At 34.1% G+C, this 23,956-nt stretch carries 25 protein-coding genes and 1 pseudogene; 12 read left to right on the forward strand and 14 right to left on the reverse strand.

Annotated features, from left to right (window positions below; all coding sequences use genetic code 11):
- Nucleotides 1–137: 137 nt before the first annotated feature.
- Together QWZ06_RS13725 and QWZ06_RS13730 are read right to left on the reverse strand one after the other, a co-directional pair.
- Nucleotides 138–1,112: a dipeptidase gene (locus QWZ06_RS13725; protein ID WP_290298767.1), complete on the reverse strand. Its 975-nt coding sequence runs from the start codon at nucleotides 1,110–1,112 to the stop codon at nucleotides 138–140.
- 22 nt (nucleotides 1,113–1,134) lie between these two features.
- Nucleotides 1,135–2,322 carry a DUF4932 domain-containing protein gene (locus tag QWZ06_RS13730; protein ID WP_290298769.1) on the reverse strand — a complete coding sequence of 396 codons (1,188 nt, stop codon included), beginning with the start codon at nucleotides 2,320–2,322 and terminating at the stop codon, nucleotides 1,135–1,137.
- A 92-nt stretch (nucleotides 2,323–2,414) separates the two neighbouring features.
- On the opposite strand from QWZ06_RS13730, the gene thrS reads away from it, so the two are divergent.
- A complete protein-coding gene (gene thrS / locus QWZ06_RS13735; RefSeq protein WP_290298771.1) occupies nucleotides 2,415–4,334 on the forward strand; it encodes a threonine--tRNA ligase in 1,920 nt (639 codons plus the stop codon).
- Nucleotides 4,335–4,488: 154 nt separating this feature from the next.
- Nucleotides 4,489–4,989, forward strand: a complete 501-nt coding sequence (gene infC, locus QWZ06_RS13740) for a translation initiation factor IF-3 (RefSeq protein ID WP_027372223.1) — start codon at nucleotides 4,489–4,491, stop codon at nucleotides 4,987–4,989.
- A gap of 172 nt (nucleotides 4,990–5,161) precedes the next feature.
- Here the strand turns inward: infC and QWZ06_RS13745 are convergent, their stop codons facing one another.
- Nucleotides 5,162–5,710 carry a hypothetical protein gene (locus QWZ06_RS13745; RefSeq protein ID WP_290298775.1) on the reverse strand — a complete coding sequence of 183 codons (549 nt, stop codon included), beginning with the start codon at nucleotides 5,708–5,710 and terminating at the stop codon, nucleotides 5,162–5,164.
- A 147-nt stretch (nucleotides 5,711–5,857) separates the two neighbouring features.
- On the opposite strand from QWZ06_RS13745, the gene QWZ06_RS13750 reads away from it, so the two are divergent.
- Complete coding sequence (locus tag QWZ06_RS13750) at nucleotides 5,858–6,931, forward strand: resolvase (RefSeq protein WP_290298777.1); 1,074 nt, start codon at nucleotides 5,858–5,860, stop codon at nucleotides 6,929–6,931.
- Between the two features lie 139 nt (nucleotides 6,932–7,070).
- Nucleotides 7,071–7,592 (forward strand): hypothetical protein, encoded by a 522-nt coding sequence (locus QWZ06_RS13755; RefSeq protein WP_290298779.1) that lies wholly within the window; start codon nucleotides 7,071–7,073, stop codon nucleotides 7,590–7,592.
- 252 nt (nucleotides 7,593–7,844) lie between these two features.
- Here QWZ06_RS13755 and QWZ06_RS27885 read toward each other — a convergent pair.
- The 11 genes and pseudogenes from QWZ06_RS27885 to QWZ06_RS13815 all read right to left on the reverse strand — a co-directional run bounded on the left by QWZ06_RS27885 (nucleotide 7,845) and on the right by QWZ06_RS13815 (nucleotide 17,265).
- Nucleotides 7,845–8,473 (reverse strand): annotated as a pseudogene (locus QWZ06_RS27885) (response regulator).
- Between the two features lie 2 nt (nucleotides 8,474–8,475).
- Nucleotides 8,476–10,686, reverse strand: coding sequence for an ATP-binding protein (locus QWZ06_RS13770; RefSeq protein WP_290298783.1), 2,211 nt, complete (start codon nucleotides 10,684–10,686; stop codon nucleotides 8,476–8,478).
- A 272-nt stretch (nucleotides 10,687–10,958) separates the two neighbouring features.
- Nucleotides 10,959–11,723, reverse strand: a complete 765-nt coding sequence (locus QWZ06_RS13775; RefSeq protein WP_290298784.1) for a hypothetical protein — start codon at nucleotides 11,721–11,723, stop codon at nucleotides 10,959–10,961.
- A 1-nt stretch (nucleotide 11,724) separates the two neighbouring features.
- The gene (locus QWZ06_RS13780) at nucleotides 11,725–12,174 is read right to left on the reverse strand and encodes a hypothetical protein (protein ID WP_290298786.1); all 450 of its coding nucleotides are present in this window, start codon (nucleotides 12,172–12,174) and stop codon (nucleotides 11,725–11,727) included.
- A 21-nt stretch (nucleotides 12,175–12,195) separates the two neighbouring features.
- Nucleotides 12,196–12,948 carry an SMI1/KNR4 family protein gene (locus tag QWZ06_RS13785; RefSeq protein WP_290298788.1) on the reverse strand — a complete coding sequence of 251 codons (753 nt, stop codon included), beginning with the start codon at nucleotides 12,946–12,948 and terminating at the stop codon, nucleotides 12,196–12,198.
- Nucleotides 12,912–13,721 (reverse strand): DUF4274 domain-containing protein, encoded by an 810-nt coding sequence (locus tag QWZ06_RS13790; RefSeq protein ID WP_290298789.1) that lies wholly within the window; start codon nucleotides 13,719–13,721, stop codon nucleotides 12,912–12,914. Before QWZ06_RS13790 ends, QWZ06_RS13785 begins: the two co-directional genes overlap by 37 nt.
- A 55-nt stretch (nucleotides 13,722–13,776) precedes the next feature.
- On the reverse strand, nucleotides 13,777–14,169 hold the full coding sequence (locus QWZ06_RS13795) for a hypothetical protein (protein WP_290298790.1): 393 nt from the start codon (nucleotides 14,167–14,169) through the stop codon (nucleotides 13,777–13,779).
- Nucleotides 14,170–14,321: 152 nt separating this feature from the next.
- A complete protein-coding gene (locus tag QWZ06_RS13800) occupies nucleotides 14,322–14,651 on the reverse strand; it encodes an SMI1/KNR4 family protein (protein ID WP_290298792.1) in 330 nt (109 codons plus the stop codon).
- Nucleotides 14,652–14,770: 119 nt separating this feature from the next.
- Nucleotides 14,771–15,298, reverse strand: a complete 528-nt coding sequence (locus QWZ06_RS13805; RefSeq protein ID WP_290298793.1) for a hypothetical protein — start codon at nucleotides 15,296–15,298, stop codon at nucleotides 14,771–14,773.
- A 95-nt stretch (nucleotides 15,299–15,393) separates the two neighbouring features.
- Complete coding sequence (locus QWZ06_RS13810) at nucleotides 15,394–15,615, reverse strand: hypothetical protein (protein WP_290298795.1); 222 nt, start codon at nucleotides 15,613–15,615, stop codon at nucleotides 15,394–15,396.
- 168 nt (nucleotides 15,616–15,783) lie between these two features.
- The gene (locus QWZ06_RS13815) at nucleotides 15,784–17,265 is read right to left on the reverse strand and encodes a hypothetical protein (RefSeq protein ID WP_290298797.1); all 1,482 of its coding nucleotides are present in this window, start codon (nucleotides 17,263–17,265) and stop codon (nucleotides 15,784–15,786) included.
- Between the two features lie 269 nt (nucleotides 17,266–17,534).
- Here QWZ06_RS13815 and QWZ06_RS13820 point away from each other — a divergent pair, with 269 nt between their 5' ends.
- The 8 genes from QWZ06_RS13820 to QWZ06_RS13855 all read left to right on the forward strand — a co-directional run bounded on the left by QWZ06_RS13820 (nucleotide 17,535) and on the right by QWZ06_RS13855 (nucleotide 23,768).
- On the forward strand, nucleotides 17,535–18,356 hold the full coding sequence (locus QWZ06_RS13820) for an alpha/beta fold hydrolase (RefSeq protein WP_290298799.1): 822 nt from the start codon (nucleotides 17,535–17,537) through the stop codon (nucleotides 18,354–18,356).
- Nucleotides 18,357–18,608: 252 nt separating this feature from the next.
- A complete protein-coding gene (gene rpmI, locus QWZ06_RS13825) occupies nucleotides 18,609–18,806 on the forward strand; it encodes a 50S ribosomal protein L35 (protein ID WP_034694453.1) in 198 nt (65 codons plus the stop codon).
- Between the two features lie 120 nt (nucleotides 18,807–18,926).
- On the forward strand, nucleotides 18,927–19,271 hold the full coding sequence (gene rplT, locus QWZ06_RS13830) for a 50S ribosomal protein L20 (RefSeq protein ID WP_100375628.1): 345 nt from the start codon (nucleotides 18,927–18,929) through the stop codon (nucleotides 19,269–19,271).
- A 366-nt stretch (nucleotides 19,272–19,637) separates the two neighbouring features.
- Nucleotides 19,638–20,846 carry an autotransporter outer membrane beta-barrel domain-containing protein gene (locus QWZ06_RS13835; RefSeq protein ID WP_290298805.1) on the forward strand — a complete coding sequence of 403 codons (1,209 nt, stop codon included), beginning with the start codon at nucleotides 19,638–19,640 and terminating at the stop codon, nucleotides 20,844–20,846.
- Complete coding sequence (locus QWZ06_RS13840; protein WP_290298807.1) at nucleotides 20,843–21,079, forward strand: hypothetical protein; 237 nt, start codon at nucleotides 20,843–20,845, stop codon at nucleotides 21,077–21,079. The genes QWZ06_RS13835 and QWZ06_RS13840 overlap by 4 nt, the downstream gene beginning before the upstream one ends.
- 281 nt (nucleotides 21,080–21,360) lie before the next feature.
- Nucleotides 21,361–22,542 (forward strand): M28 family peptidase, encoded by a 1,182-nt coding sequence (locus tag QWZ06_RS13845; RefSeq protein WP_290298808.1) that lies wholly within the window; start codon nucleotides 21,361–21,363, stop codon nucleotides 22,540–22,542.
- A gap of 51 nt (nucleotides 22,543–22,593) precedes the next feature.
- Nucleotides 22,594–22,875: a hypothetical protein gene (locus QWZ06_RS13850; RefSeq protein ID WP_290298810.1), complete on the forward strand. Its 282-nt coding sequence runs from the start codon at nucleotides 22,594–22,596 to the stop codon at nucleotides 22,873–22,875.
- A 44-nt stretch (nucleotides 22,876–22,919) separates the two neighbouring features.
- A complete protein-coding gene (locus QWZ06_RS13855) occupies nucleotides 22,920–23,768 on the forward strand; it encodes a M28 family peptidase (RefSeq protein WP_290301361.1) in 849 nt (282 codons plus the stop codon).
- Nucleotides 23,769–23,956 lie beyond the last annotated feature (188 nt).

The following is a 23,956-nucleotide window of genomic DNA, read 5'->3' on the forward strand; positions in this document are numbered from 1 at the left end:
AACAGTAGATCCCGATGGGATCAAATCCAGCCCCAATAGGAGCTAACCGTCAATAGGAAGTATTTGGTTTTAAAATTAGAGCTCCAGAGGAGTGACTTGTTGTAATTATGCATTGATTTAATCAGATAAGAATAATTTTATTTATACATATTCTCTATGAAATCCAATGCATTCTTATGGCTAATCTTTTCTACAAGTTCAGCAGAGAATCTTTTTTCAATTTCTTTATTGATAGCTGGATAAACCGATGCATTGGAGTGTTCTTCAAAGAAAAACGGATGACGGGAGGTATCCGGATGATCTTTCCAATAAAAATAATCAGCACCATAGGCAATGTTGTTCTCGCCACCTAAATCAAGTCCATATTGAATATGCTCATAAAGTTTTTCAGGATTTTCAAGGTCAACATAATCTTTGATAAAGTTCAGGCCAATTAAGCCATTTCTTTTAATAACTTCTTTAGCCAATTCGTCCGGAAGATTCCGATTGTTTTTATAAATTGTTCTATAATTGGAATGGCTTGCCAGAATAGGAATTGAATAGTTTCTCTGATCTATATAGCTGAAGATATCATAAGCCAACTGATCACTGGTGTGAGCGAGATCTATGGCAATTTTTCGATCTGCAATGTAATCAATCAACACTTTACCATCTTCTTTAAGTCCGGCAGCAGCATTATTTCCACCTCCGAAACGATTTTCTAAATGATGGGTAATTCCGATATAAAGTACTTTCTGTGTATTTTCAATAATAGTTTCCAGCTTTTTAAATCCAGAGTCCAGACTTTCATGTTCATCACAGAAAGCAGATGCATTTTCAATAGAAGCAATAACTCCTACCCGATTCTCATTTTCAGGATTTTTATAATTTCCATTTTCGAACAGGAAAAAGTTTTCATTTTTGATAAGTTCTGAAAATAATTGACTTTGCTTCAGTCCATAACCCGTACTTCCTTCCCCTGTTCCGGCATACATAGCCATTACCTGAAGTTTTACATTCCCTTCCTGCAGATAAGGCAATGAGCATCCCAGTTCTTTATCATCAATAGTTGAATTTGACCCTAGCAGATAATATAAAAGGTCGCAGTGTAAATCAATGTTTATCGTATTCATAGTAGGATGCAATTTATAATTTTTATTTCTTGTTCTGATCCAATGCATTATTGATAAATTCAATGTTTGAATTTTCAAAAACCTTCAGTAATTGAGGAACAAAGTCTCCAAATTTCTTGTATTTTTTTCTATTGGAATTATACTCTTTTACTTTTTCTTCTAATAAGGGAAGGAAGATGAAATTATTTTTTAAATGATATTCTTCCAGTCTTTTAGCTCTTTCAAAATCTTTCTGAATTCTTGCAGTCTGAATTTCACCCAATCTCACCAAATGTTCAGCAACACAAGTTTGATAGTCTCCATACCCTCCTGTTTTGATCATGACTTCTTTTAAATTTGATTTTTCAAACAGATCTTTAAACTTTTCAAGCTTATCTTTATGCTGATATACTTCCTTATTGACAAAAGAGTGTCCAAATTCATGTACACTTAAAAATCTTGCCTGAAACTCTTCGTCATATCCAAACTGCCCTTTCTTTTCAGCTTTCACAAATGGACTTGCTATTTCATAAATATCTGTATTGCCTGATTTTGAGATTACATTGGCTCCAATTCCTCTTCCTTCTCCATCTGATATAGGCCACATCATCATCGGAGAGATCAAGATCGTATAGGAATGAAAACCTTCTCCATAGAATTGCTCCATAGCATCAGTAAATCCAGCAGGAATATGTTTGTTATACTCATTTTCGCCCCCTTTATAAAAGTCTTTATTTTCATTAAAAAACTGGCTAATATTTTCTTTAGTATAAAATTTTGAAAGTTCGGAGAGGTAATTTTTAATTAATTGAGTAATTTCTTTGTTCTGCACTTCAGTCAAATTATTGCTGCTAAACTGATAATCATTGATCCATTCTGTGGCCGGAAATTCCTGATGATATATTAAAGGAGTCATGAGCATATCATTCCCCTGACCATATTTATCCATTAAAATATCATTAATTTTTGCCGTTTCAATGGCAATATTTGAGTCTTTTAAATACTCATATTTTTTCAACGCATTATTTACAATAGGCTGATAAACAGAACATTCTTTTATTTTATAAAGTTCAAAATCTTTATTATTTTTTCTGTGTTCTGCTGAAAGAATTTCCGCGAGAAAATAAGTCTCAATATTCTTATTGTAATTAACCGAAAACTTGGATGTTTTTTTTTGTGAAAAACCCAATGTAGAACTTAATGAAACTAAAATGAACAGTACTTTTTTCATGACTAATATTAATTCTCATTCTAAATAGTTGCTAATATAGTATTTTATGTAAAAAATGCGTATTTTTGCATCTTAAAATTTCTTAGTAAACAATGATAAAAATTACACTTCCAGACAATAGTGTCAAAGAATTCGAGGGAGCAGTTACTCCCCTTGATGTGGCAAAATCTATAAGCGAGGGATTGGCTAGAAACACCATTTCCGCAATTGTTAATGACAAACAAGTAGAGACAACCACGCCTATAACCACGGATTCTACGATACAACTTTTGACCTGGAACGATGATCTTGGAAAGAAAGCTTTCTGGCATTCTTCTGCCCATCTTTTGGCGCAGGCTATCCTTGAATTTTATCCTAATGCTAAGCTGACTATCGGGCCGGCCATTGAAAACGGATTCTACTATGATGTGGATTTCGGGGATGAAAGTTTATCTGAAAAAGATTTTGAAAAGATTGAGAAGAAAGTTCTTGAAAATGCAAAGAAAGGTTCTACTTTCTCTTTATACCCGGTTTCTAAAGAAGAGGCTTTAAAAGCATATGCAGATAACCCTTACAAAGTGGAATTGATCTCTAATCTTAATGATGGAGAAATCACTTTTGTAACTCATGATAACTTCACCGACTTATGTCGTGGAGGACATATTCCTAATACAGGAATTGTAAAAGCTGTGAAGATTTTAAATGCAGCAGGAGCTTACTGGAGAGGTAATGAAAATAACCCTCAATTAACAAGAGTATATGGTATTTCTTTCCCTAAACAGAAAGACCTTACTGAATACCTTGAAAGATTAGAAGAAGCTAAAAGAAGAGATCACAGAAAACTAGGTAAAGAACTTGGAATTTTCGCGTTCTCTGAAAAAGTAGGTGCTGGTTTACCACTTTGGTTACCAAAAGGTACTGCTTTAAGAAGAAAACTAGAGAATTTCCTTTCTGATGCTCAGAAAAAAGGGGGGTATGAATTCGTTATGTCACCTCATATCGGTGCTAAAGAATTGTATGTAACTTCAGGTCACTGGGATAAGTATGGAGCGGATAGCTTCCAACCTATCAAAACACCTAATGAAGGAGAAGAATTCTTATTAAAACCAATGAACTGCCCGCATCACTGTGAAATCTATAAGACTTCACAATGGAGCTATAGAGATCTTCCGAAAAGATATGCGGAATTCGGTACTGTATACAGATATGAGCAAAGTGGAGAACTTCATGGATTAACCAGAGTTCGTGGATTTACTCAGGATGATGCTCACTTATTCTGTACTCCGGATCAGCTTTCTGAAGAGTTTGAAAAAGTAATTGACTTAACACTTTATGTTTTCAAGTCTTTAGGATTTGAAGATTTTGTTACTCAGGTATCTTTAAGAGACCCTAACAATAAAGAAAAGTATATCGGATCTGATGAAAACTGGGAAAAAGCTGAAAATGCAATCATCAATGCGGCAGAAAAGAAAGGTCTTAAAACTGTAATTGAATATGGTGAAGCAGCGTTCTACGGACCTAAGCTTGACTTTATGGTGAAAGATGCATTAGGAAGAAAATGGCAGCTTGGAACGATTCAGGTAGATTATAACTTACCAGAAAGATTTGATCTTCACTATATCGGAAATGATAATGAGAAGCACAGACCGGTAATGATCCACAGAGCACCTTTCGGTTCTATGGAACGTTTTATCGCTATCTTATTGGAGAATACTGCAGGAGATTTCCCATTATGGTTAAGCCCTGATCAGTTTATCATTCTTCCAATTAGTGAAAAGTACGTAGATTATGCAAAAAAAGTTTCACAATTTTTGGAAAATCACGATATTAGCGGTCAGATTGATGACAGAAACGAAAAAACGGGTAAAAAGATCCGTGATGCTGAATTAAAGAAGATCCCTTTCATGCTTGTCGTAGGAGAAAATGAAGAGAAAGAAGGCACAATTTCTGTAAGAAGACGTGGTGAAGGAGATCTTGGAGTGATGAATTTAGAAGATTTTACAGCTTACTTCAAAAAAGAAGCAGCCATTTAATAAAAAATAAAATTAAAGTATTGAGCGCTTTATTATTGATCTCTCAATACTTTAATCAAATAAATAAGTAGTTAACCAATAAAATTATAATACAATAGCACAAAGATTTAACAACAGGGGCCCACAAAGACGTCCTGTACAGGAGGACTTACACTTGATCAACGATAAAATTCGTGTGAGAGAGCTTCGTTTGGTGGGCGATAACGTAGAGCCGGGAATTTATCCAATTGACAAAGCAAGACAGATTGCCGCGGAACAAGAATTGGATCTAGTAGTAATTTCTGACAAGGCAGAACCTTTTATTGCAAGAGTATTGGAATATAAAAAATTCTTATATGAGCAAAAGAAAAAACAGAAGGAACTTAAAGCTAAGCAGGTAAAAGTGGTTGTAAAAGAGATCCGTTTCGGGCCTCAGACTGATGATCATGATTATGAATTCAAAAAGAAGCATGCTGAGAAATTCCTTGAAGAAGGTTCAAAATTGAAAACCTACGTATTTTTTAAAGGACGTTCGATTATCTTTAAAGACCAAGGAGAAATCTTGCTTTTAAAACTAGCTCAGGAACTAGAGCATGTTGGTAAAGTAGATCAGCTTCCTAAGCTTGAAGGAAAGAGAATGATTATGATGATGAGTCCTAAAAAACCAGCAAAATAATTCAACCATTATTTTATATAAAAAAACCTCAAATTACTTTGAGGTTTTTTTTGTACACGTTTTCATGGTCTTCATCAGAAATAGAAAGAGGGGTTGTTCAGATTTCATTTGTATTCGAATAATTTTCTTTCATCACTCCCTCTGTCTACAGGTTATTTTTTATTATTAGTTTCTACCCTTCAAATTCGCCACACTCATGTTCCTTAAAAAGAGGTAATGCTTTTTTTGTTGTAAAATATTTGGTGACTCTTTTATTATTTAATTCCAGTTTCTGACCTTCTATCGTCAACTCATAGACCGGTGCTTTATCGATTTGAGTTAAGATATAAGTCCTTTCTGATGTTTTCAAAATCGTTTTGTTTTCTTCGCCGGATACAGAGAAATCATTAATTTCAAAGGCATCCTTTTCATCACAGATATTCTTCCATACCATTTTATCTTTTGTTACGGATAAGCCTGCTAAATCACATGAGTAACAGTTTCCGGAAAACTCTATTCCATACTTTTCATATACATCTGTACTTTTGGTATCTAAAATATCAATAGGAACCAATGCTGAGAAATCGCCTGGTATCTCTATTTTTGAAATAGTTTTACTTTCCGGTACAGGTTTAGAAACTCTATCTTTTACTACAGCCGTAGAATCTGTTTTATCTGTTGCTGGTGAACAGGAAGAGAGTAAAACAATCGCGACTGAAAAGCTGGTTATTAGTTTTTTCATCTACTATCAATACTTAGTTTTATCATGGGCAAAATTGTCGAAAATATAGCTTTTAAAATATCCCTGTTTTCAGCTATTTATTGCCCATATTCAGGGGTTTTGTTGGCCACCGTTTTGAATACTGATACATTTGCCAAAAAATATAAAATGAAAGTTTTAAATCAATTTTTTATATCTTCTATGATTGTTTTTGCAGGATGTAATTCTAAAAGTCAAACCTCGGAAACAAACAAGGTAAAAACTGAAGCTACGCAGAAGACTATAACATTTGCTGATTTCAAAAAGATCAAAGGAGTAGAGAATGTACAGGATGTACCTTTTGAATTATCTACCCAACTGGATTCTGTACAATTTTTTGTGTCCCCCAATAAGGATGCCGCCCATCTGAAAATAGCTTATAATAAATTTGATAATTATTACGGATTTGAAGAGTTTGATGGCTTCTACTCTATTCATTACAGCATCAATAATACTATTTCGAACAGCATTGAAGCTTTTGTATTGAAATCAGAATTCACTGCAGCATTTGACATGACTTTAAAAGGTGTAGATCTTGATGAGATCAGAAGCAGTACCTTCAAGGGAGCTCATGATTCAAAAAATAAATCATTCAGTAAATATGGAACAATAACTGAAGTTTCTGAACAGGAATTTGTGACAGCTTCTAAAAATAGAATTAATGAGGTTTTGGTAAAAAATCCTCAGGTTAAATTAAAAGGAGCCAACTGGATCTCTACAGAAAATGCCAAAGAGACCGTGATTACACAACATGAAAATGTATCTACAGAAGACGGAACTTTATCCAATGAATATATTGGACAGTCGCCTTATTTACATCTGGAGGTTTTCAGGGAAAACTCAGTAGAGACTACAGATGTATACTACTCTTTTTATACTGTAAAGTCAACAGCAGATTTTGCTTTGTTTACAGGAGGATACCCACAGATTATTCCCAATAAGAATTGGATCTCTTCTATCTCTTCAAATAGTGAGGTAGGAAGTAATTTTGAAATCAATCAATATAAAGAGCAAAGCCATAATCAGGAAAACCTTTTGTATATCAACTTTACTCATTTCAAGATTGCTGATGAAACAAAAGCTTTCTGGGCGAATAACGAAACGTTCTATGCTGAAGTGTACCCTGTAAATTCAGCTCCATCGAAAGGTAAAAAGCAAAAGACAGCTTTCATAAAAATCCAATTAAAGGCTAATCTATTATAAAGTTGGCTTGGGATGAGATAAAAACCCCTGAAACCAGCCAGTGTGAATACTGGTAAAGACCGATATCTTTGCAGCAGTTATTTAAAGATATACCATGAGAAAAATAAGCTTAACATTTCTTTTTTGTTTACTAAGTTTTATGTCTTTTGCACAAGCATTAAAAGTAGTGATTAAACAGGACGGAAAAGTAATTGAACCTGTAAATGATGTTTATGATCTTAAAAAATCACCTTTTGTATTTGAATTTACGACTACCAATCTTGAAGGTTTTTTAGTAGGAGCAACAACAAATAAAGATATCTATGCAGGAGCTTTAGGGCTTTTCAATACCGAGGTTCCATGGTTTCAGAGCACAGGAATGGCAGAGGAACTTTATAACAAGGATAAAGAACTATTATTAATGGATTCTGCACCATCATACTGGTATTTTACAGATGTAAAAGATCACAGGTTTGATAAAAATCCTAAAGGCAGCTTAAAACAGTGGACAGCTACGCGTACCATTACAAGGTTTTATGATGTGATGGTAGATCAGCCTGTTAATTTAAAAGACTTTGACGGGAGCGTTTATCTATTGATGTATCAGCCAGAATATAACGCTGAATATGATTTAATTGGAAAGAAAAACCTGTTCCAGGCTGCGTTGAGATTCAAAGACTAAAGATTACACACCTAATTATTTGATTATATATAGAAAAGGTCTGCTTTTACGATGTAAGCAGGCCTTTTTGTTGTATTAATACTCTGAATATTTTAACCCATTAAGGTCTCTTTAAGAGGATAAGAAAAGGTAAGGGGATCGCTAAAGCTATTTATCAATCAGTACTTTAAATTCAACTTCGATAAAACTTACCTTATCTGCATGATCTGTGGGAGCTAAAAAATGTTGTCCCTACTCAATCAATTGCTTATTTTATTCTATTATCAAGCCGTATTCTATAGCCAGCTTAATGGCTGAGCTAAGGTTAGAAGTCTGAAATTTTTCGATAAGGTTTTTCCGGTGGCTTTCTACGGTGTGAGGGCTGATAAAAAGCTTTTCCGCCATCTGATTGGTAGTCAATCCCTTCGCCGCTTCGGCAAGAATTTCCTTTTCTCTACGGGTTAATTTAGGAACTTGGCTTAGCCCATCTGATGATTTTTTTTCCAAAACGGTTTTAGTCTGTGAACATAAAAATTTGTTTCCAGAATATACAGCATGAATACCTTCCAGGATCTCTGAAACTGAAGCATTTTTTTGAATGTAACCCAAAGCACCTTCCGCCAAAGTACTGTTGATGACAGGCAGTTCGTTATGAACACTCAGCATAATAATCTGAAGGTTCTCATATTTCTTTTTAAAGGCTTTATCAATTCGATGCTATTAATGTCTGCCAGATTGATATCTAATAACAAAATATCGACAGCCTGCTTTTTCAAACCTGCATTCATTTCTGCAACGTTTTTAAAGCAATCTACAACGTCTATATTATCGTTATTTCCTAAAATATTTTTCAACCCTTCCAATAGAAGCGGATGATCGTCTGTTATGGCTACTTTTATCATATTTAATGGGTAGGAATCTGAAGTTCTATACTCGTACCAATATTCAATTGGGAGTTGATATTCATTGTTCCTTTTAAAAATTGGATTCTTGATTCTATATTATGAAAACCTGCTGTTTTTCTAAAGTCTAAGCTTGCGAGATCAAAACCTTTCCCATCATCTTCTACTGTAAGGTTTAATATATTTTCTTCTTCGCTGATCTGAATAATGATTTCAGAGGCTTTGGCATGCTTGATAGCATTGTTAACCAATTCCTGAATGACTCTATAAATAAGCAACTGTTTCTCTTCTGATATGGAGTTACTATAATTGATAAATTCGGTATGAATGTTTAAAGCACTGTTGGACATTCTGGAAGCAAACTCCTGAATGGCTGCCACTAAACCGTATTTCATTAATAAATCGGGCATTAAATTATGGGCTACGCGTCTCAATTCTTCTACAGCACCATCAATTTGATTAATTGATTTTGAAATCCCTTCTTCTATGTTTTCAGATTGATTAGGATTCAAAATAGACAACTGAAGTTTCGTTCCTGAAAGCAAGCCTCCTAATCCGTCGTGAAGATCCCGAGCCAGACGGCCACGTTCTTTTTCCTGACCTTCCAGCAATGCAGTAAGCGTAGATATTTTAGAGTTTTGTTTCTCCTTTTCCATGGCCAGAGCATGCAGTTCATCTCTTTGCTTAATTGATTTTACACGTTGTTTATTAGCATATAGCAACAGGAAGATCAATATGATAAAAATGAAAATAAAGACAATATAATAGGTGTTGATCTTTTCTTTGAATGCCAGTAGCTTTTTATAGCTGTTGATATCGTTATTTTTCTGTTGGGTTTCCAGTTTTGCTAAACGAAGCTGTTGTTCTTTTTTCTCGGATTCAAGTTCTGAAAACTTCAATCGTTCCCGTTGGTTTTCTTCTACCAGCTTTAAGTTATTGTATACCTGTTCGCGCTGTGCACGAAGAATGTTGATCAGCTTAATCTGTTGTGCTTTTTTATCACTTTCCAGCTGCAATTTTATATACTTTTGTTCCTGTCTTTCTTTCTCAAACTGAGATTCTAATCTTTTGGTAATATCCAGCTTTTCCTGATCATAAACACTTTTGTATTTATCTACATAGCTTTTATAATACGTTAATGCTTCTTTATAGTTACCCTGCTCTTCACTCACTCTGGATAAAGACTCAAGAATAGAGAGTTCTATATTATGATTTCTAACAGGACTTTTCCCGATTTCCATAGAGGCTTTCAGGAAATAAGACTTCGCTAAATCGTAATTTTTTTCCTGAATGGCCAGCTCTGCCAAAATCCCAAACGAAGATGCGATATGAATAGCATCACCAGTCTCCAGGCTCACCTTGTTGGCTAATTGAGCATATTGCATGGCTTTATCCGGATCAAACTCAGTATACAAATTGGCCAGATTAATGGCCGCATAAGAAAGGTTGCTCTTATTAAGCATAGACCCTTTATTTTTATTGAAAGTTGTGATCGCCTGCACATAATATTGTTCTGCTTTATTTCTAAACTGTATATCAGATGGATTCTGAACATATTTTTGTTCATACATATACCCCATTCTCATATAGGCATCGAAGATCAGGTTGGGATCATTTTGTTTAGATGATAACAGCAAAAATTGCTTGCTGTATTTTTCTTCCAGCTGATATTCGTTCAGGTCAGCATAAATCGCAGATAGTTCTTTAGCTGTATTTCCATATCTTCCGTAGAGTGTAGAAGTTGTGGGCGAATTTTCGTAATAATTAATCGCTTTCAGATAAGCAGCAACGGCATCAGTAATTTTATTATTACGGGTAAGAATCCAGCCTTTTGCATATTCCATATATCCTTTCGCTTCATTGCTATTCGTTTTTAAGCTATAGATTCTGGCCATATCCAGACTTTTTGAGGATTCAGCTTGTTTATTGTCAAGTCTGTAATTCATGGCCTGAACTGCATACAGAATAGTGGCGTATTTTCCATCAGCCTGTTTTGTTGCAGTGGAAATATTATAAGCTAAAATCTGATAGGATTTCGGTTTAGAATTATGGAAAAATAAAGCCGTAGCATATTTAGGAGCCAGATTCAGCTGCTCTGTTGTTTTGTCTGAAGCATGGCTGTATTCTTTCTCTAATTTGCTTAAAACATCTTGTGCCTGTACAAAAAACGGACAAATAAATAACGTAAATATAAATAATAACCTGTGCCTCAAACCCTTCTCTTTATTAAGTTTTAGTATCCTAAAGAACGTAAATATAGGTAAAATACTTTCTATTTAATTTCTAAGCCCTATCAGCAAAAATTCCCATTTCTGATTTTTTCATTTTAAATGTCAGATCTTTATTATTGTAATATCCTTGACAAGGATAGGTTACTTAACTATTAATCCCAGTATTGAAAACTTTCTATTTTGATACACTATTCTCCTATGAATTAAAAGATATTTCTGTATACAGTATCTATTTTTATTTTTAATCGTATAGATTACGTGTATTCTAAACAAATGACCGCTTTTTTAAGTTCTTTGTCATAAAATAAAAATACTTGGTCTGCTGAATTTTGTTGAAAATCATAGCCTTCCAAACATGCAATATAATCCATCAGGGTCCCGTCAGGTTTAAAGGGTTTTTCAATGAGGTTTTCACCTCCGAAATTGCATTCTTCTAAGGGGAGCGAATTGGTATTAAGTTCTTCAAAAATACCGAAAATCTTCTTTTGCAAACGTTCCTCCAGGTATTCCGAGTAATCATCTTTCTCCAGATCTTCAACCGTAAGCTTACGTAAACGCTCTAAGCGGCGAATGTCGTAAACCTCTAAACCAGGCCGGTTGAAATCTTTATCATAAAGCTTATTATGTTTTTGGTAGTATTCTTTTTTCAGTTGATACATAGCGGCATTCATGTTGTATTCAATCTCTAGATCTGAATATTTATTTCCATAATCTTCAGGAGAAATCTCGGTATGTGCTGAGAAATAGTTCCAATCTGCATCAAATTTATATTTACCATCAATCACATCAAAACCAAACATATCCGCTTTTGTATATTCTGTATGGTATTCCGGTGTATCTTCTCCAACACAGCCATCGTAAATCTCCTTTACAGAAACAATATGCAGCCATTGATCTTCTAATGGATTCAGAAGTTTTAAATTAATTGAACAAATCGGAAGAAAATATTTTTTATGATTTTCAATATCATCATAGAATACATCTTCATATTCCGGAAAAATTTTTATTAAATCTGTCATTTTATTTTCTTATTAGTTTTAATTGCTTTCCTTCTTTTGTAAGGTCAAAAGTCATATTTTTTGATGGTTTGAAAACCTGTGTCGGTGCATCACAAAACTCAGACTTCCTAATACTATCTATTTCCATTTGTATTTGGTTCTTTCCTGTAAAATAATACTTTCCGCATATTTCTGTAAAACAATCGTTTCCACATTCCCAGGAATCATAACTGTTAAAGTGCTCTGCATCTGAAAAGTTCATCCCATGAAAGTTGAAGATCAATGCCGTATCTCTTGGAGACAGATCATAGTTTTTCCCACCATCCGGAGTGATAAGTCCGCCTTCATTCACAATCCACTCCGTATTTTTCAGATAATTCGGAAAATTTGTTTTTTTTCGTTCAGGTTCTTTGCAGCTGAATACCGCAATTAAAACAGCATACAAAAATGGGAAGACAAAAATCTTTTTCATTGCCATGGTCTTTATAGGTGTTTATTCAAGGTAATCGAATTTTTCGTTTAATTTTTCAAAGGCAATTTCCTGATTAATAATTTTTTCAAGTTCATCAAAAGTCAGTATACCTTTAGCTTCAAATTCTCCACCATTAGGCGTTTTATAGGTGTATTCAAGAATATCCCGTGTATAAATCTCTTCTAAAATTTCAACTTGTTTTGGAGTTAAATATTTCCGATGTGTGCTTAATTGGTTTCGCAGATGAATCTTAATTTCTTCTTCAGAATCTCCTTCAAACATAGAATATTCATCCATTTCTGTCAAAGACTCCAGAAGTTGTCTGAAAATAAAGTCCTGAAGATTTTTAGCTAGAATTTCAGCTTCTGAATCATGACCAAAAAAAGTAATGGGAACTTCACCACGGAACTCCATATCGAACTGAAAAACATACAAATCCCCCGCCCCATTTTTAGCAAAAGGAACCATCCTGTATTTAGGGTGAATATCATAAACTTCATGGTTGATGATTTCTCTGATTCCGTGACGATAAGCAATGGGATCCCAGATCTCAATATCGTTTCCAAATAAAAGCAAAGGTGGGTTTTCCTTGAGAGTAGGAAAAACATTCGTATACCATCCATTCCCTTCTGTACCCCAATCGAGCATTTTATCATCATACAATTGCTTATAGAGTTCGGGATAGGTAAAATTATATTCTTTTTCTAAGTCTTCTAAAGTATTCATATTCATTTGTTTTAAACAGGCATCCTGAAGGTTTTGGGTATTTCCCATACCGTCTTTTTATTTTTATAATCTACTTTTTCATCAGTTTGAGGGTTGTAGCTCAGTATTTCGGGATAATGATTGTTTTCAACCTTATTAATAATTGCCTGTAACATTGTGTTTGTACAGCTATAAAGAGAACACTCGGTATACAATCGCCAGAATACCAGTACTGCAGTTCCTTTGTCACATAGCCGATTCTGTAATATCAATGCTGCATGTTCCGGTTCTTTCATGAAATAAGCGATATTGAAGAGTTCAATTGTAGATTTTGCCCACCTGATATTGTTTTTCCACTCCCTGTCAAACCATACTTCTAGATCATCTTCTTCGTAATATATATAACTTTCTTCACCTTTTGTTTTTTGAAAGATCCAGTCTGGAATGATAAATTCACTGTCACAAAATGATGTAGGATCAAACTTAATCGCTGTTTTTTGATAAAAGTGATTAGGATAATTTTTCAGAAGTATTTTCAAAAGAGTAAATACCTCATTTTGGGATTCATTCTTGAGTGTTTTATCGAATGTATATTGTTGAAAATCCTGCGGCTGTGCCAACCAAAATAACTCCAAAGCAGTTGCTTCAGAGCAAGCAGGGCTTTCTGCAATCCATTGTAAAACTTTCATCCCATTATCCCAGTTATGTTGAGTAGCAAGATAATGCAATTCTTCCGGGGTTTTTAATTGTTTGAATTTTGACTCATCCAACTCATCTTGCAGAATGCCTTCATGGAAATTATTATTAATGAAATTTTGTTGTTCTGAAGTAAGATTAATCATTACATCTTATTTTTTTTAGTGACTGACTACTGTAGCCAATTTTTTTAATCAGAATTCATTTTTCAGGTATTGGAATTACAACTTCATCGCTTCCAAAATCGTTTTCCATCCAGCCATGAAACCCTATGCACATTCCATCGCCATCAATAGTGTTCAGTTCTTTTATTATTTCATCTTCTTTATACAGGACAATATGAGATTCTAAGGCCAGACGATAGTTTTCATTTTCTAAAGGATTAAAAATTCCGTCCATTTGCATCATCATTCCGTAAATGGTATTGTCAATAGCCTTCAAATGAGCTTCACGAAGGGTTTCATCTATCTCTGACGGTATTTTACCGATTGCATATTTCCGGATATTTTCAAAAACAACATACCCTGCTCCATGCTGCATCCACAGTTCACGTTCACGCTCATCTGATGGTGGATTTGATAATTCTTTTTTCATAATATTAATGGATGTGTACCTAAATTTGATTTAATATTCTTCAATAAGAGCGTTCCACTCCGTTAAAAGATAATTCTCGAAATTGGGGAACAGTGTTGAACTTCTCTTTTTTGAGAACATCTCATAATTGTAAATGATTCCGCAATTGGTATCTAAAACCAGAACATCAGACGGAAATTGGAATTTATAACCAAAAAATTATCCGGTAATTGAAATTCCTGTCGTGCATAAACAGTAGCCCCATAAAGCGTGTAGATATGGTCACTCAAGGGATTTTCTGACAAAATCCCATTTGTGTGTAGTAGATCAGGAATTCCGCCACCACCAAATTCCAGGAGATAAGCTTTCAAAAAGACATCAAACTTCAGCTGTAAAGCATGTTCTACTTTGCTGATATTTTCTTCTGAATTGGATCCGTAAAACTCTGGCTTTTCTTCCAGTTTTTCAGCTTTTTTGATCAGTTCTTTAAATTGTTCAAGCATAGTCTTTTCTTATTTATGTTCCGTAATTCGTGTTCTCCTCACTTAAAAAACACGACTTCTTATCAAATTCGGATTTATTAATTCAAATACATCCATGACTGTCCTTTATTTTCAGGATTTCAGATCTTTGCAAAGAAATTAAAAGTTTTTTGAGCAATAAGCTGGGGATGGGTGTCTGATACACCATTGATCCGATCTTCATATACTTCAACTCTTATGATTTTTACATCATTTGGTATTTTGTACGTCTCCTCTTTTGTATAATTATACCCTCTTATATTGGCGCTTTCCTTACCCGGGATCCTCTTGATCTCTACATAATATTTCAGTGTAGTGGTATTGCCATCTTGTTCTCCTTTTTCAAAACGAATTTTTTTCACCTGCTGAATGGTATGACCACCGGAGCTGATATTTCCTTGTATACGGAATTTCAATATTTCAGCGTTTTTGGATAGCATGAAAACTCCGGGATCAAGACGTTCCGTAACTTCCTTTCTGGTTGTAAAAGTATGGATAGATCCCGTTTCCGGTACCTCTTTAGTCACCCTTTTTGGCTCAGTGTAAATGGTAGAAATATTCAATTCCTGAACATTGTTTTTGCATCCCGACAGTGCTAAAACTGAAGTTAAGATCATAAAATGTTTCACCCTCTTATTTTTATATAAATCTTCGAATTAAAGATAACAAAAGACAATGGATACAGATATCCCTGATAACGGTGGTTTTTATAGATGATTTTCACCTAATTCATAAGCATCGTAGAAAAATAAAAAGCTGCTAAACTTAGAGCTATAGTTCCTGAAATCAGAAACAAAAAGAAGTAATAATGTCCACTTTTATTTTTCTTTTGAATAGAATTAATAATAAAAACAAGAAACATACAGAAAAATCCTACTCCGAAGAATATCATTAAAGCAACAATTAACAATGCTCTTTCTAAATGTAAATCTGCAGATGAAAGCATATTTTAAATATTTAAAGTTAGAAGTTAAAAGGGCTGGAAGCTGGGTGCCTGAAGTGGGAAGTTATGGAGGTCATAAAATAACCATTTATCTTTTTAAGTAATTTAATAATACATTTTTAATCAATAAATTATACCCCAAAAGAAACTTCCAGCTTCTATCAGTATTTATTATTCTTTATATTCTTTTCCGGAATACAAATCAATATAGTAATACACAGTTTCTCCTGAATTATTTTTGACACTCACCAGCCCTTCAGAATTAATAGATTTATAAGCTTTTGATCCGATACTCTTCTTAGTCTTATTGTCCAAAAGTGTATACAATCCGTCTTGCTCTTTTTGAAGTGCATAGATTTGTTTTCCTGTATCCAATACTGAAATATCATAATATTCAGGCTTTATCTCCCAGCGTTTTTCATGACTGTTCCACAAGCCCATGGTTCTCAATTGTTTTTCGTTTTCAATCCTGATAAGGTATTGATCATTCATTCCGGTATAAGAATTTATTTTTCCGAATTTCCAGTTTTGGTCAATGTATTGATCGGGGATTATCATTTTTCTATCGGGCCAGACCAGATAACCAACCTGATCCAAAACCTTAAAATCATAAAAACCAATGGAATCTACAACATTACCTTTAGTATCAATATAAAGCCAATCGTACGCCCAAATGTCATGATCATAATTAAATACACCCAGTAAGAAATAAGGTGAATTGGTGATAGAATATACCAAAGATGTTTTCTTTATGAAATCAATCTGTGAAGCTGTAGCTTTTGTAATTTCTTTTGGAAATATCTTTTCATATTGTGGAAAAGGATAAATATTGTTGGTTTTGCTGTCTTCTAAAAGTTTAGGAATTTCCGGCTCATACCTTTCTTTATTGATGTCTTTTAGAGTAATGATTTCCTTACCAAACTTTATTGAAAGAGTTGCTGTACCTTTTAAGCCATTGTGAATTGCTTTTTTTTGATTCAATTCATACATTGAAAATTCTGGATTCGAGCCTTTGAGCCATCGTTTATTTTCTAACAGCTCTGCAATTTTGTTTTCAATTTTATGTAAGCGGTTCTTTTTAACTTCATAAAGAGTTTCGTTCCAAAATACATGGGTCTCGTCCACAGAAATGAAGTTGAGATAATAATTATCTTCTAAGTAGGGAACATCTTCGTTGAGCAGCACTTGTAGACTTTCTACTACTCCAATTTCTATTTTGTGATAGGTCTGTTCTTTTTTAATGCCACTTCCCATAATATTCCAATCCCATTTCCAGACCGGCATTTTCTTCTCATATTCAATATCTTTTTTATAAAATGTAAGCCCGTTGACAACATTTAAATTGATTTCCTCAGCTGAAAAGCCTATTACGATCTTTCCGTTCCCGTCTATGACTCCATATTCGTTTTTTTCATTTATAACAATGGCAAAACCTGTTGGAGTAAACATTGATGCGCTTTTGAATTTTTGATTGATAACAGGTTTCAGACTTATTTTATCTGCGTAAATAAAAAGTTTCTGTCCGGTTAAAAATGGGACACTATTTATGTTTATCATTTTTGAAGGATTGGGTGAAGACTTGTCTGTTTTTTCCTGTGTACAAGCCATAACCGAGGTTAACATAAAAAAGACACTATATACTATTGTTTTCATACTCCGAAATATTCATCAATATTAAAGAGGTGTAAAACATAATACAATCCCGATTATCAGCCATATTTTACAACAAGTAAGGGGATTCCTGTTTCCCTTTTTTTTTACTTTGCTTCTTGATGGCTAGCGTGTTAAATTAACGTTAATGATAGATTTGTCTGCTTTTTTTATTCCGATCAATTATTATCTTAGATCAATGTATTCTGAAGATTTCCTATCTACATTTGTGAATATAAAAAGTTGAATAAACTAATCTAAAAATAAAAACAATGAGCACACTAAAACTAAAAGACGGAACAGAAATCTATTACAAAGACTGGGGGAAAGGCGAAACCTTATTTTTTCATCATGGCTGGCCATTATCCAGTGATGATTGGGATGCACAGATGTTCTTCTTCCTGGAGCAAGGTTACAGGGTTATTGCCCATGACAGAAGAGGACATGGAAGATCTGAACAAACCCCTTATGGCCATGATATGGACACTTATGCTTCAGATGTAGCAGAAATTGTAGAAGCATTGGATCTGAAAAACGTTATCCACATCGGACATTCCACAGGTGGTGGCGAAGTGATCCGATATGTTGCCAAACATGGAAAAGGAAGAGTTTCCAAAGCGGTTTTGGTAAGTGCGGTAACGCCCATTATGGTTCAGAATGAAAACAACCCTAACGGAGTTCCTATTGCTGTTTTTGATGATATCCGAAACAATACCGCCAACCACAGACAACAGTTCTTTATTGATATTACCTTCCCTTTTTACGGGTACAACAGAGAAGGAGCAAAAGTATCTGAAGGAATCCAGAGAAACTGGTGGAGACAAGGAATGAGCGGTTCTATTAAAGCACATTACGATTGTGTAAAAGCTTTTTCTGAAACTGATTTTACAGAAGACCTTAAAAGTGTGGAAATACCTGTATTGGTGATGCATGGTGAAGATGATCAGATCGTCCCTTTTGAAACCACGGGAAAAGTGGCTGCTACTCTACTTAAAAATGGAAAATTAATTTCTTATCCAGGTTTTCCTCATGGAATGCCTACTACAGAAGCTGAAACGATCAACAGAGATCTTTTGGAGTTTATCAAATCTTAAAGATTTATATCACACAAATTTATCCTATGTCTCTATGTTGTTTATTTTTTTAACAACATAGAGACATAGCTCTTTTATTGTATATAAATTATTTAGACATTCCTGGCATCGATAATTACAGACTTCCTCTGAAACTTAAAAAATCCTTTTGGGTGTCACTTTTTTTTCGTACTTTTGCACACTATTATTCCTAACGTCTTTAGGAGTAGCCAAAACAGATATTGATAACAAAAACAATAAAAAAGCAAAACAATGCCAAAATTAAAAACGAAATCAGGTGCTAAGAAACGTTTTGCTCTTACTGGAACAGGTAAGATCAAAAGAAAAAACGCTTACAAAAGCCACATCTTAACTAAGAAAGAAACTAAGCAGAAGAGAAATCTTACTAGCACTTCTTACGTAGCTAAAGTGGATGAGAAAAGCGTTCAACGTCAATTAGCAATTAAGTAGTTTTTATAAATCTATATTCGGTTTATAAGAATTCAAAAACAAATTCAAAATTTTAACCCTGAAACGGTGCAAATAAGAGTAACATCAGTTGCCGCCCTTTTCAAAAAAACAATTTAAATTATGCCAAGATCAGTAAATGCAGTAGCTTCAAGAGCTCGCAGAAAGAAAATTTTTAAGCAAGCTAAAGGTTTTTTCGGTAGAAGAAAGAACGTTTGGACTGTAGCTAAAAACGCGGTAGAAAAAGCAATGCAATATGCTTACCGTGGTAGAAAAGAGAAGAAAAGAAACTTCAGAGCACTTTGGATCACTCGTATCAACGCGGGAGCTAGAGAGCACGGAATGTCTTACTCTCAATTTATGGGAGCTCTTAAAAAGAACAACATTGAGCTTAACAGAAAAGTTTTAGCAGATTTAGCAATGAATCACCCTGAAGCTTTCAAAGCTGTTGTAGATCAAGTAAAATAATGTAGAATACAATTTTTGTTATCAATATAGTCCTGGGCTTTGCTCAGGACTTTTTGTTTTACTGAGATTTCTATTGTAAAGACAAAGAAATTCAATCCCCTCTCCTTTTATTATGCCATACTATTTGGCAAGTAATCTTATTTGTTATTAAAATAGGAAGTTTAATTTATTTATTCCCAATTCTGTGAATTGAATACGATCTCATTTTATATCATTCCCTTTACTTTTAAATTAACAACACTGATTATCAACTAATTACATGTATTGACGGATTTTTGTAGGATCTGTTTTTTTCTTGTTTATAAAATAAATGATGAATTTTACACCATCATTTTATAACTATAAAAACATAAACAATCTCAATCTATGAAAAAAATTATTTTATCAGCAGGTATTATAATGATAGCTGTCTCAAATGTAAATGCCCAAGCAGGGATCAACACCAGCAACCCTAAAACAACAATGGATGTAAGTGCTAAAAGGGATAATACTGGTAATATAACAGATAATACACAGCTTATCGGATTACAAGCACCACGATTAACCCTTGGAGAGCTTACCGCCAATACCGGTACTTATGGAGTTGATCAAAAAGGAGCTCTTATCTATATTACTGATATCAGTACCGGAAATAAAAATGGAACTAGAGTTAATATTGATGCTATCGCTTATTATTTCTTTGATGGAGCATTATGGCAGAAAGTAAATAATGGTAATCCTAATAATATTTATACATCCAACGGTACTATTACGACTAACAGAATCGTTACTATGGCAGATAAGACATTAGCGTTTACCTCTGCGGCAACCACGGGAACCAGTCATTTTACAGTGGATGGCTCTACATTGAATGTAGATGCTGTCAATAATCGAGTGGGTGTTAATGCTTCTTCTCCTAGTTCTATTCTTAATACCATAAATCCTACTGGCGGTGATCTAACAGACGTAATAGCTGCTGGAATCAATAACTGTGGAGTTCCTTGTGGGCAAAATAATGCCAGAAATGTTGTCATTTATAATAATAATCCAACCAATAGCAGTGCAGGCTCCATTGATTTTGTTTCATCGTCTGCTTCAACCGGATTGTCTGGAGCATCTATTAAAGGAATTGACAGAGATGTTACCAATAATTTCAGTGGTATAAGCCTCCAAACCCGTGGTGATACCAATGGTCTACAAGACAGAGTGATTATTAAATCTACTGGAAATGTAGGGATTGCAACAACTGATGCTCCTACAGAGAAATTAGATGTGAATGGCAATGTCCGTATCAGAGGATTAATAAACGGTAGTGATGCTGTTACTTTCCCTAGATCTATTGTTGCCAAAGCAGATGGTACTCTGGGGTACTCCTCTATTTCTGTGTCTTCCTTTCAGTTAATTATTCCGCCACATAACCAATTCGTTAATGACTTTACCAATCATTCCAGTACAGCTTATGATTCTGATGGTTGGTGGGTCATTTCTAAACGTCTACAGCAGCAAGTGCTACTTTTACCACGACAGGAAGTGGTTTTACAGGGAGCAGTAGTCCTTACACAACAACAGCTACTAACCTTACCCCAGCCAGAATGACTGTTGTGTACGAATATCAGGGAAATGCTTTTGCTGATCCTGGAAAAATTTATCCACAGCTAACAACAGGAAATAACCTAAGTTATCCTGATGTATATAATCCTTCTTTTATAAAGCTGGAAACTGTAGGCGGTAAAACAAGAATGACAGTATCTATTGTACGATCTGAAAATATGCTCAACAGCTGGGCTGGATCTTTTCTGTTAAACACTCTTTTTGTTGTAAAGATCTAACTTACTTTTTCTAAATTACTGTTTATTAAATAATAAGGCTGTTTTTGGAGCAGTCTTATTATTTATATTTTGATGATCATCTTCTGAAGCAATAGATTCAGTTGAAAAAAATTAAGAGATATTAGCTAATAAATGAATTTAAAATCAATTTCAATATCAACACTATAATAAGTTATTTTATTATTGAAAAATCGGTTAAACAGGAATTAACAGTAGTAATTATCCAGATTAAATAGTGATTAATTCTTATATTAGCAATTGAAAATAATTCAATTGAATAAATGAAAAAAGTCGCTGTTTTTTTATTCACCTCTTTAGCTCTACAAAATATTGGAGCACAAACACTTATACAAGCTTATAAAACCAGGGCAGATATGGTTTCCCAAGCTAATATTACAAACAATCTTACGGCTCTTGAAAGTCTGGGTGTAAAAACAACTGGATCTGTTGCTAATACGAATACGCTTAACTGGTTGAAGAATAAATATATTTCTTACGGATATAGTGCCAATCAGATGGTTGAAGATCCCTTTAGCTTTGGAAGTACAAACTCTAAAAATCTGGTTATTACAAAGACGGGAACTGTATATCCTGATAAATATATCATTATTTGTGGGCATTATGACACTATTGTTGGCCCTGGAGTAAGTGATAATGGCAGTGGTACCTCTATTCTTCTAGAAGCAGCAAGAATACTAAAAGATGTTCCTACTGAATATTCAATCAAATTTATACACTTTTCCGGAGAAGAGCAAGGGTTGTATGGAAGTTATCATTATGCAAATAATGTTGCTTATCAAGGAAATACACGCCAATTAGATATAAAGTTAGTTCTTAATATAGATCAGGTAGGTGGCCAGTTGGGAAATAACAACACTACCATTGTATGTGAAAAAGATATTAGCGGACTCTCTGGAAACAATGCCGCTTCAGCAGCTGCGACACAGGAATTAGCAATATGTACCGGACTTTATTCTTCCCTTCAAACTTTTATTTCCAATGCTTATAGCTCGGATTATATCCCTTTTGAAGCTAAAGGATATACCATTACCGGATTTTATGAATATATCAAAAGTGAGAATGAACACAGTCCAAATGACACTTTTGCCAATATAGACCCTGTATATGTCTTCAATGTAGGTAAAGCTGCTGTTGGAGCATTACAGCATTTTGCCATTGCTTCTACTACAAATAACATTTTAGGAATTAATGAGGCGGTTACACAAAATAACTCCGATGTCATCAATATATATCCTAATCCTGCTAAAAATCAATTAATGGTTGATTTTCCTCAAAAGAATCAATCTTTCAATATTGAAATTTCTGACATGACCGGAAATGTATTAATGCGTACTGAAAATCAAAAAAACATAGATATTACTACTTTAACAAATGGTGTTTATATGGTATCTGTAAAAACAGCCCAGAATCGTGTTACTAAGAAAATAATCATTGATAAATAATCAGCTTGCATTCTTTTAAACTGTATTAGTAAGCTTTATAACGCTCATACGATGAAAAAAATTACTTCTTTTTTATTAACTGCTATAGCCACATATTCTATAGGAGCTCAAAGTTTTGTACAAAGCTACCAGAACAGGGCTAATGCTGTTTCTCAAACGAATATTATTACGAACTTGCAGGAATTTGCCAGTTGGGGAATAAAAAAAACGGGTACCCCAGCTAATGCTAATGCACTTAACTGGCTTAAGAATAAATATATTTCCTACGGGTATACTGCCAGTCAGATCGTAGAAGATCCTTTTACTTACGGTAATGCAAGCTCAAAAATTTAGTCATCACCAAAACCGGAACGGTTTATCCTAATAAATATGTTATTATTTGTGGTCATTTTGATACTATCGCTGGGCCTGGAGTAAATGATAATGGCAGTGGAACTTCTATTATTCTGGAAGCTGCTAGAATTTTAAGAACAATTTCTACGGAATATTCTATTAAGTTTATTCATTTTTCCGGAGAAGAGCAGGGATTAATAGGCAGTAAGCATTATGTAGATAATGTCGCTTACCAAGGCAGCAATCGTATTTTGGATATTAAACTTGTCTTCAATCTTGATCAGGTGGGTGGTGTAAATGGAAACAACAACACCATTGTATACTGTGATGAAGATCAGGGCGGGCTTCAGAGCAATAATGCGGCTTCTGCAGCTGTCACTCAAGAGCTGAGAAACTGTACAGCTCTGTATTCACCACTTCAGACTGATGTAGATCCTGCTGTAGATACGGATTATGTTCCTTTTGAAGAAAGAGGTGAAGTTATTACCGGTTTCTTTGAAAATATAAGAAGTAGCTATCCACACACTGCGAATGATACTTTTGCCAATACAGATCCTGTATATATTTATAATATTGGAAAAGCCACTCTAGGAGCGCTACAACATTTTGCTGTTGCTTCTGAAACGCTAGGAACCCATGAAACTCTTCCAAAAAATACTTTAGAAAGCATAAAAATCTATCCTAATCCTGCCAAGAATTTGATTAATATTGATTTTCCCGATGCTAAAGTAAAAAACTTCAGTTTTGAGATCACAGATTTCCAGGGACGTTCTTTATTGAAAGTAGCAAATGAAAAAAAGGTAAATATTTCAGAACTTGAAAATGGTGCTTATATCGGAATTCTTAAAACAGGAGATCAGACTGTAGCCAGGAAAGTTATTGTCGCTAAATAATTTTATTCCAAAATAAATAATTAACCCTTCTAATCTATTTCAGAAGGGTTTTTCATGTTCAATACATTCTATTTTTAAATATATACCTGAATACCACCCTGCTTTTCATATTTTCCGACAAATATGTATGGTATCCATAAAATATTACGCACTTCGTTGTGATTTATTTACTACATTCGTCATACCAA

This window comes from Chryseobacterium tructae (genome assembly GCF_030409875.1).
Taxonomy (GTDB): domain Bacteria; phylum Bacteroidota; class Bacteroidia; order Flavobacteriales; family Weeksellaceae; genus Chryseobacterium; species Chryseobacterium tructae.

Bases quoted from the DNA above. Each gene is read 5' to 3' on its own strand.
- QWZ06_RS13725 (WP_290298767.1), bottom strand. From the start codon at position 1,112: ATGAATACGATAAACATTGATTTACACTGCGACCTTTTATATTATCTG.
- QWZ06_RS13840 (WP_290298807.1), top strand. From the start codon at position 20,843: ATGACTGTTGTGTACGAATATCAGGGAAATGCTTTTGCTGATCCTGGA.
- QWZ06_RS13780 (WP_290298786.1), bottom strand. From the start codon at position 12,174: ATGAAAAAGATTTTTGTCTTCCCATTTTTGTATGCTGTTTTAATTGCG.
- QWZ06_RS13815 (WP_290298797.1), bottom strand. From the start codon at position 17,265: ATGAAAACAATAGTATATAGTGTCTTTTTTATGTTAACCTCGGTTATG.
- QWZ06_RS13745 (WP_290298775.1), bottom strand. From the start codon at position 5,710: ATGAAAAAACTAATAACCAGCTTTTCAGTCGCGATTGTTTTACTCTCT.
- QWZ06_RS13835 (WP_290298805.1), top strand. From the start codon at position 19,638: ATGAAAAAAATTATTTTATCAGCAGGTATTATAATGATAGCTGTCTCA.
- QWZ06_RS13850 (WP_290298810.1), top strand. From the start codon at position 22,594: ATGAAAAAAATTACTTCTTTTTTATTAACTGCTATAGCCACATATTCT.
- QWZ06_RS13750 (WP_290298777.1), top strand. From the start codon at position 5,858: ATGAAAGTTTTAAATCAATTTTTTATATCTTCTATGATTGTTTTTGCA.
- rpmI (WP_034694453.1), top strand. From the start codon at position 18,609: ATGCCAAAATTAAAAACGAAATCAGGTGCTAAGAAACGTTTTGCTCTT.
- QWZ06_RS13755 (WP_290298779.1), top strand. From the start codon at position 7,071: ATGTCTTTTGCACAAGCATTAAAAGTAGTGATTAAACAGGACGGAAAA.
- QWZ06_RS13845 (WP_290298808.1), top strand. From the start codon at position 21,361: ATGAAAAAAGTCGCTGTTTTTTTATTCACCTCTTTAGCTCTACAAAAT.
- thrS (WP_290298771.1), top strand. From the start codon at position 2,415: ATGATAAAAATTACACTTCCAGACAATAGTGTCAAAGAATTCGAGGGA.
- QWZ06_RS13790 (WP_290298789.1), bottom strand. From the start codon at position 13,721: ATGATTAATCTTACTTCAGAACAACAAAATTTCATTAATAATAATTTC.
- QWZ06_RS13810 (WP_290298795.1), bottom strand. From the start codon at position 15,615: ATGCTTTCATCTGCAGATTTACATTTAGAAAGAGCATTGTTAATTGTT.
- QWZ06_RS13795 (WP_290298790.1), bottom strand. From the start codon at position 14,169: ATGAAAAAAGAATTATCAAATCCACCATCAGATGAGCGTGAACGTGAA.
- QWZ06_RS13820 (WP_290298799.1), top strand. From the start codon at position 17,535: ATGAGCACACTAAAACTAAAAGACGGAACAGAAATCTATTACAAAGAC.
- rplT (WP_100375628.1), top strand. From the start codon at position 18,927: ATGCCAAGATCAGTAAATGCAGTAGCTTCAAGAGCTCGCAGAAAGAAA.
- QWZ06_RS13730 (WP_290298769.1), bottom strand. From the start codon at position 2,322: ATGAAAAAAGTACTGTTCATTTTAGTTTCATTAAGTTCTACATTGGGT.
- QWZ06_RS13785 (WP_290298788.1), bottom strand. From the start codon at position 12,948: ATGGGAAATACCCAAAACCTTCAGGATGCCTGTTTAAAACAAATGAAT.
- QWZ06_RS13800 (WP_290298792.1), bottom strand. From the start codon at position 14,651: ATGCTTGAACAATTTAAAGAACTGATCAAAAAAGCTGAAAAACTGGAA.
- QWZ06_RS13775 (WP_290298784.1), bottom strand. From the start codon at position 11,723: ATGACAGATTTAATAAAAATTTTTCCGGAATATGAAGATGTATTCTAT.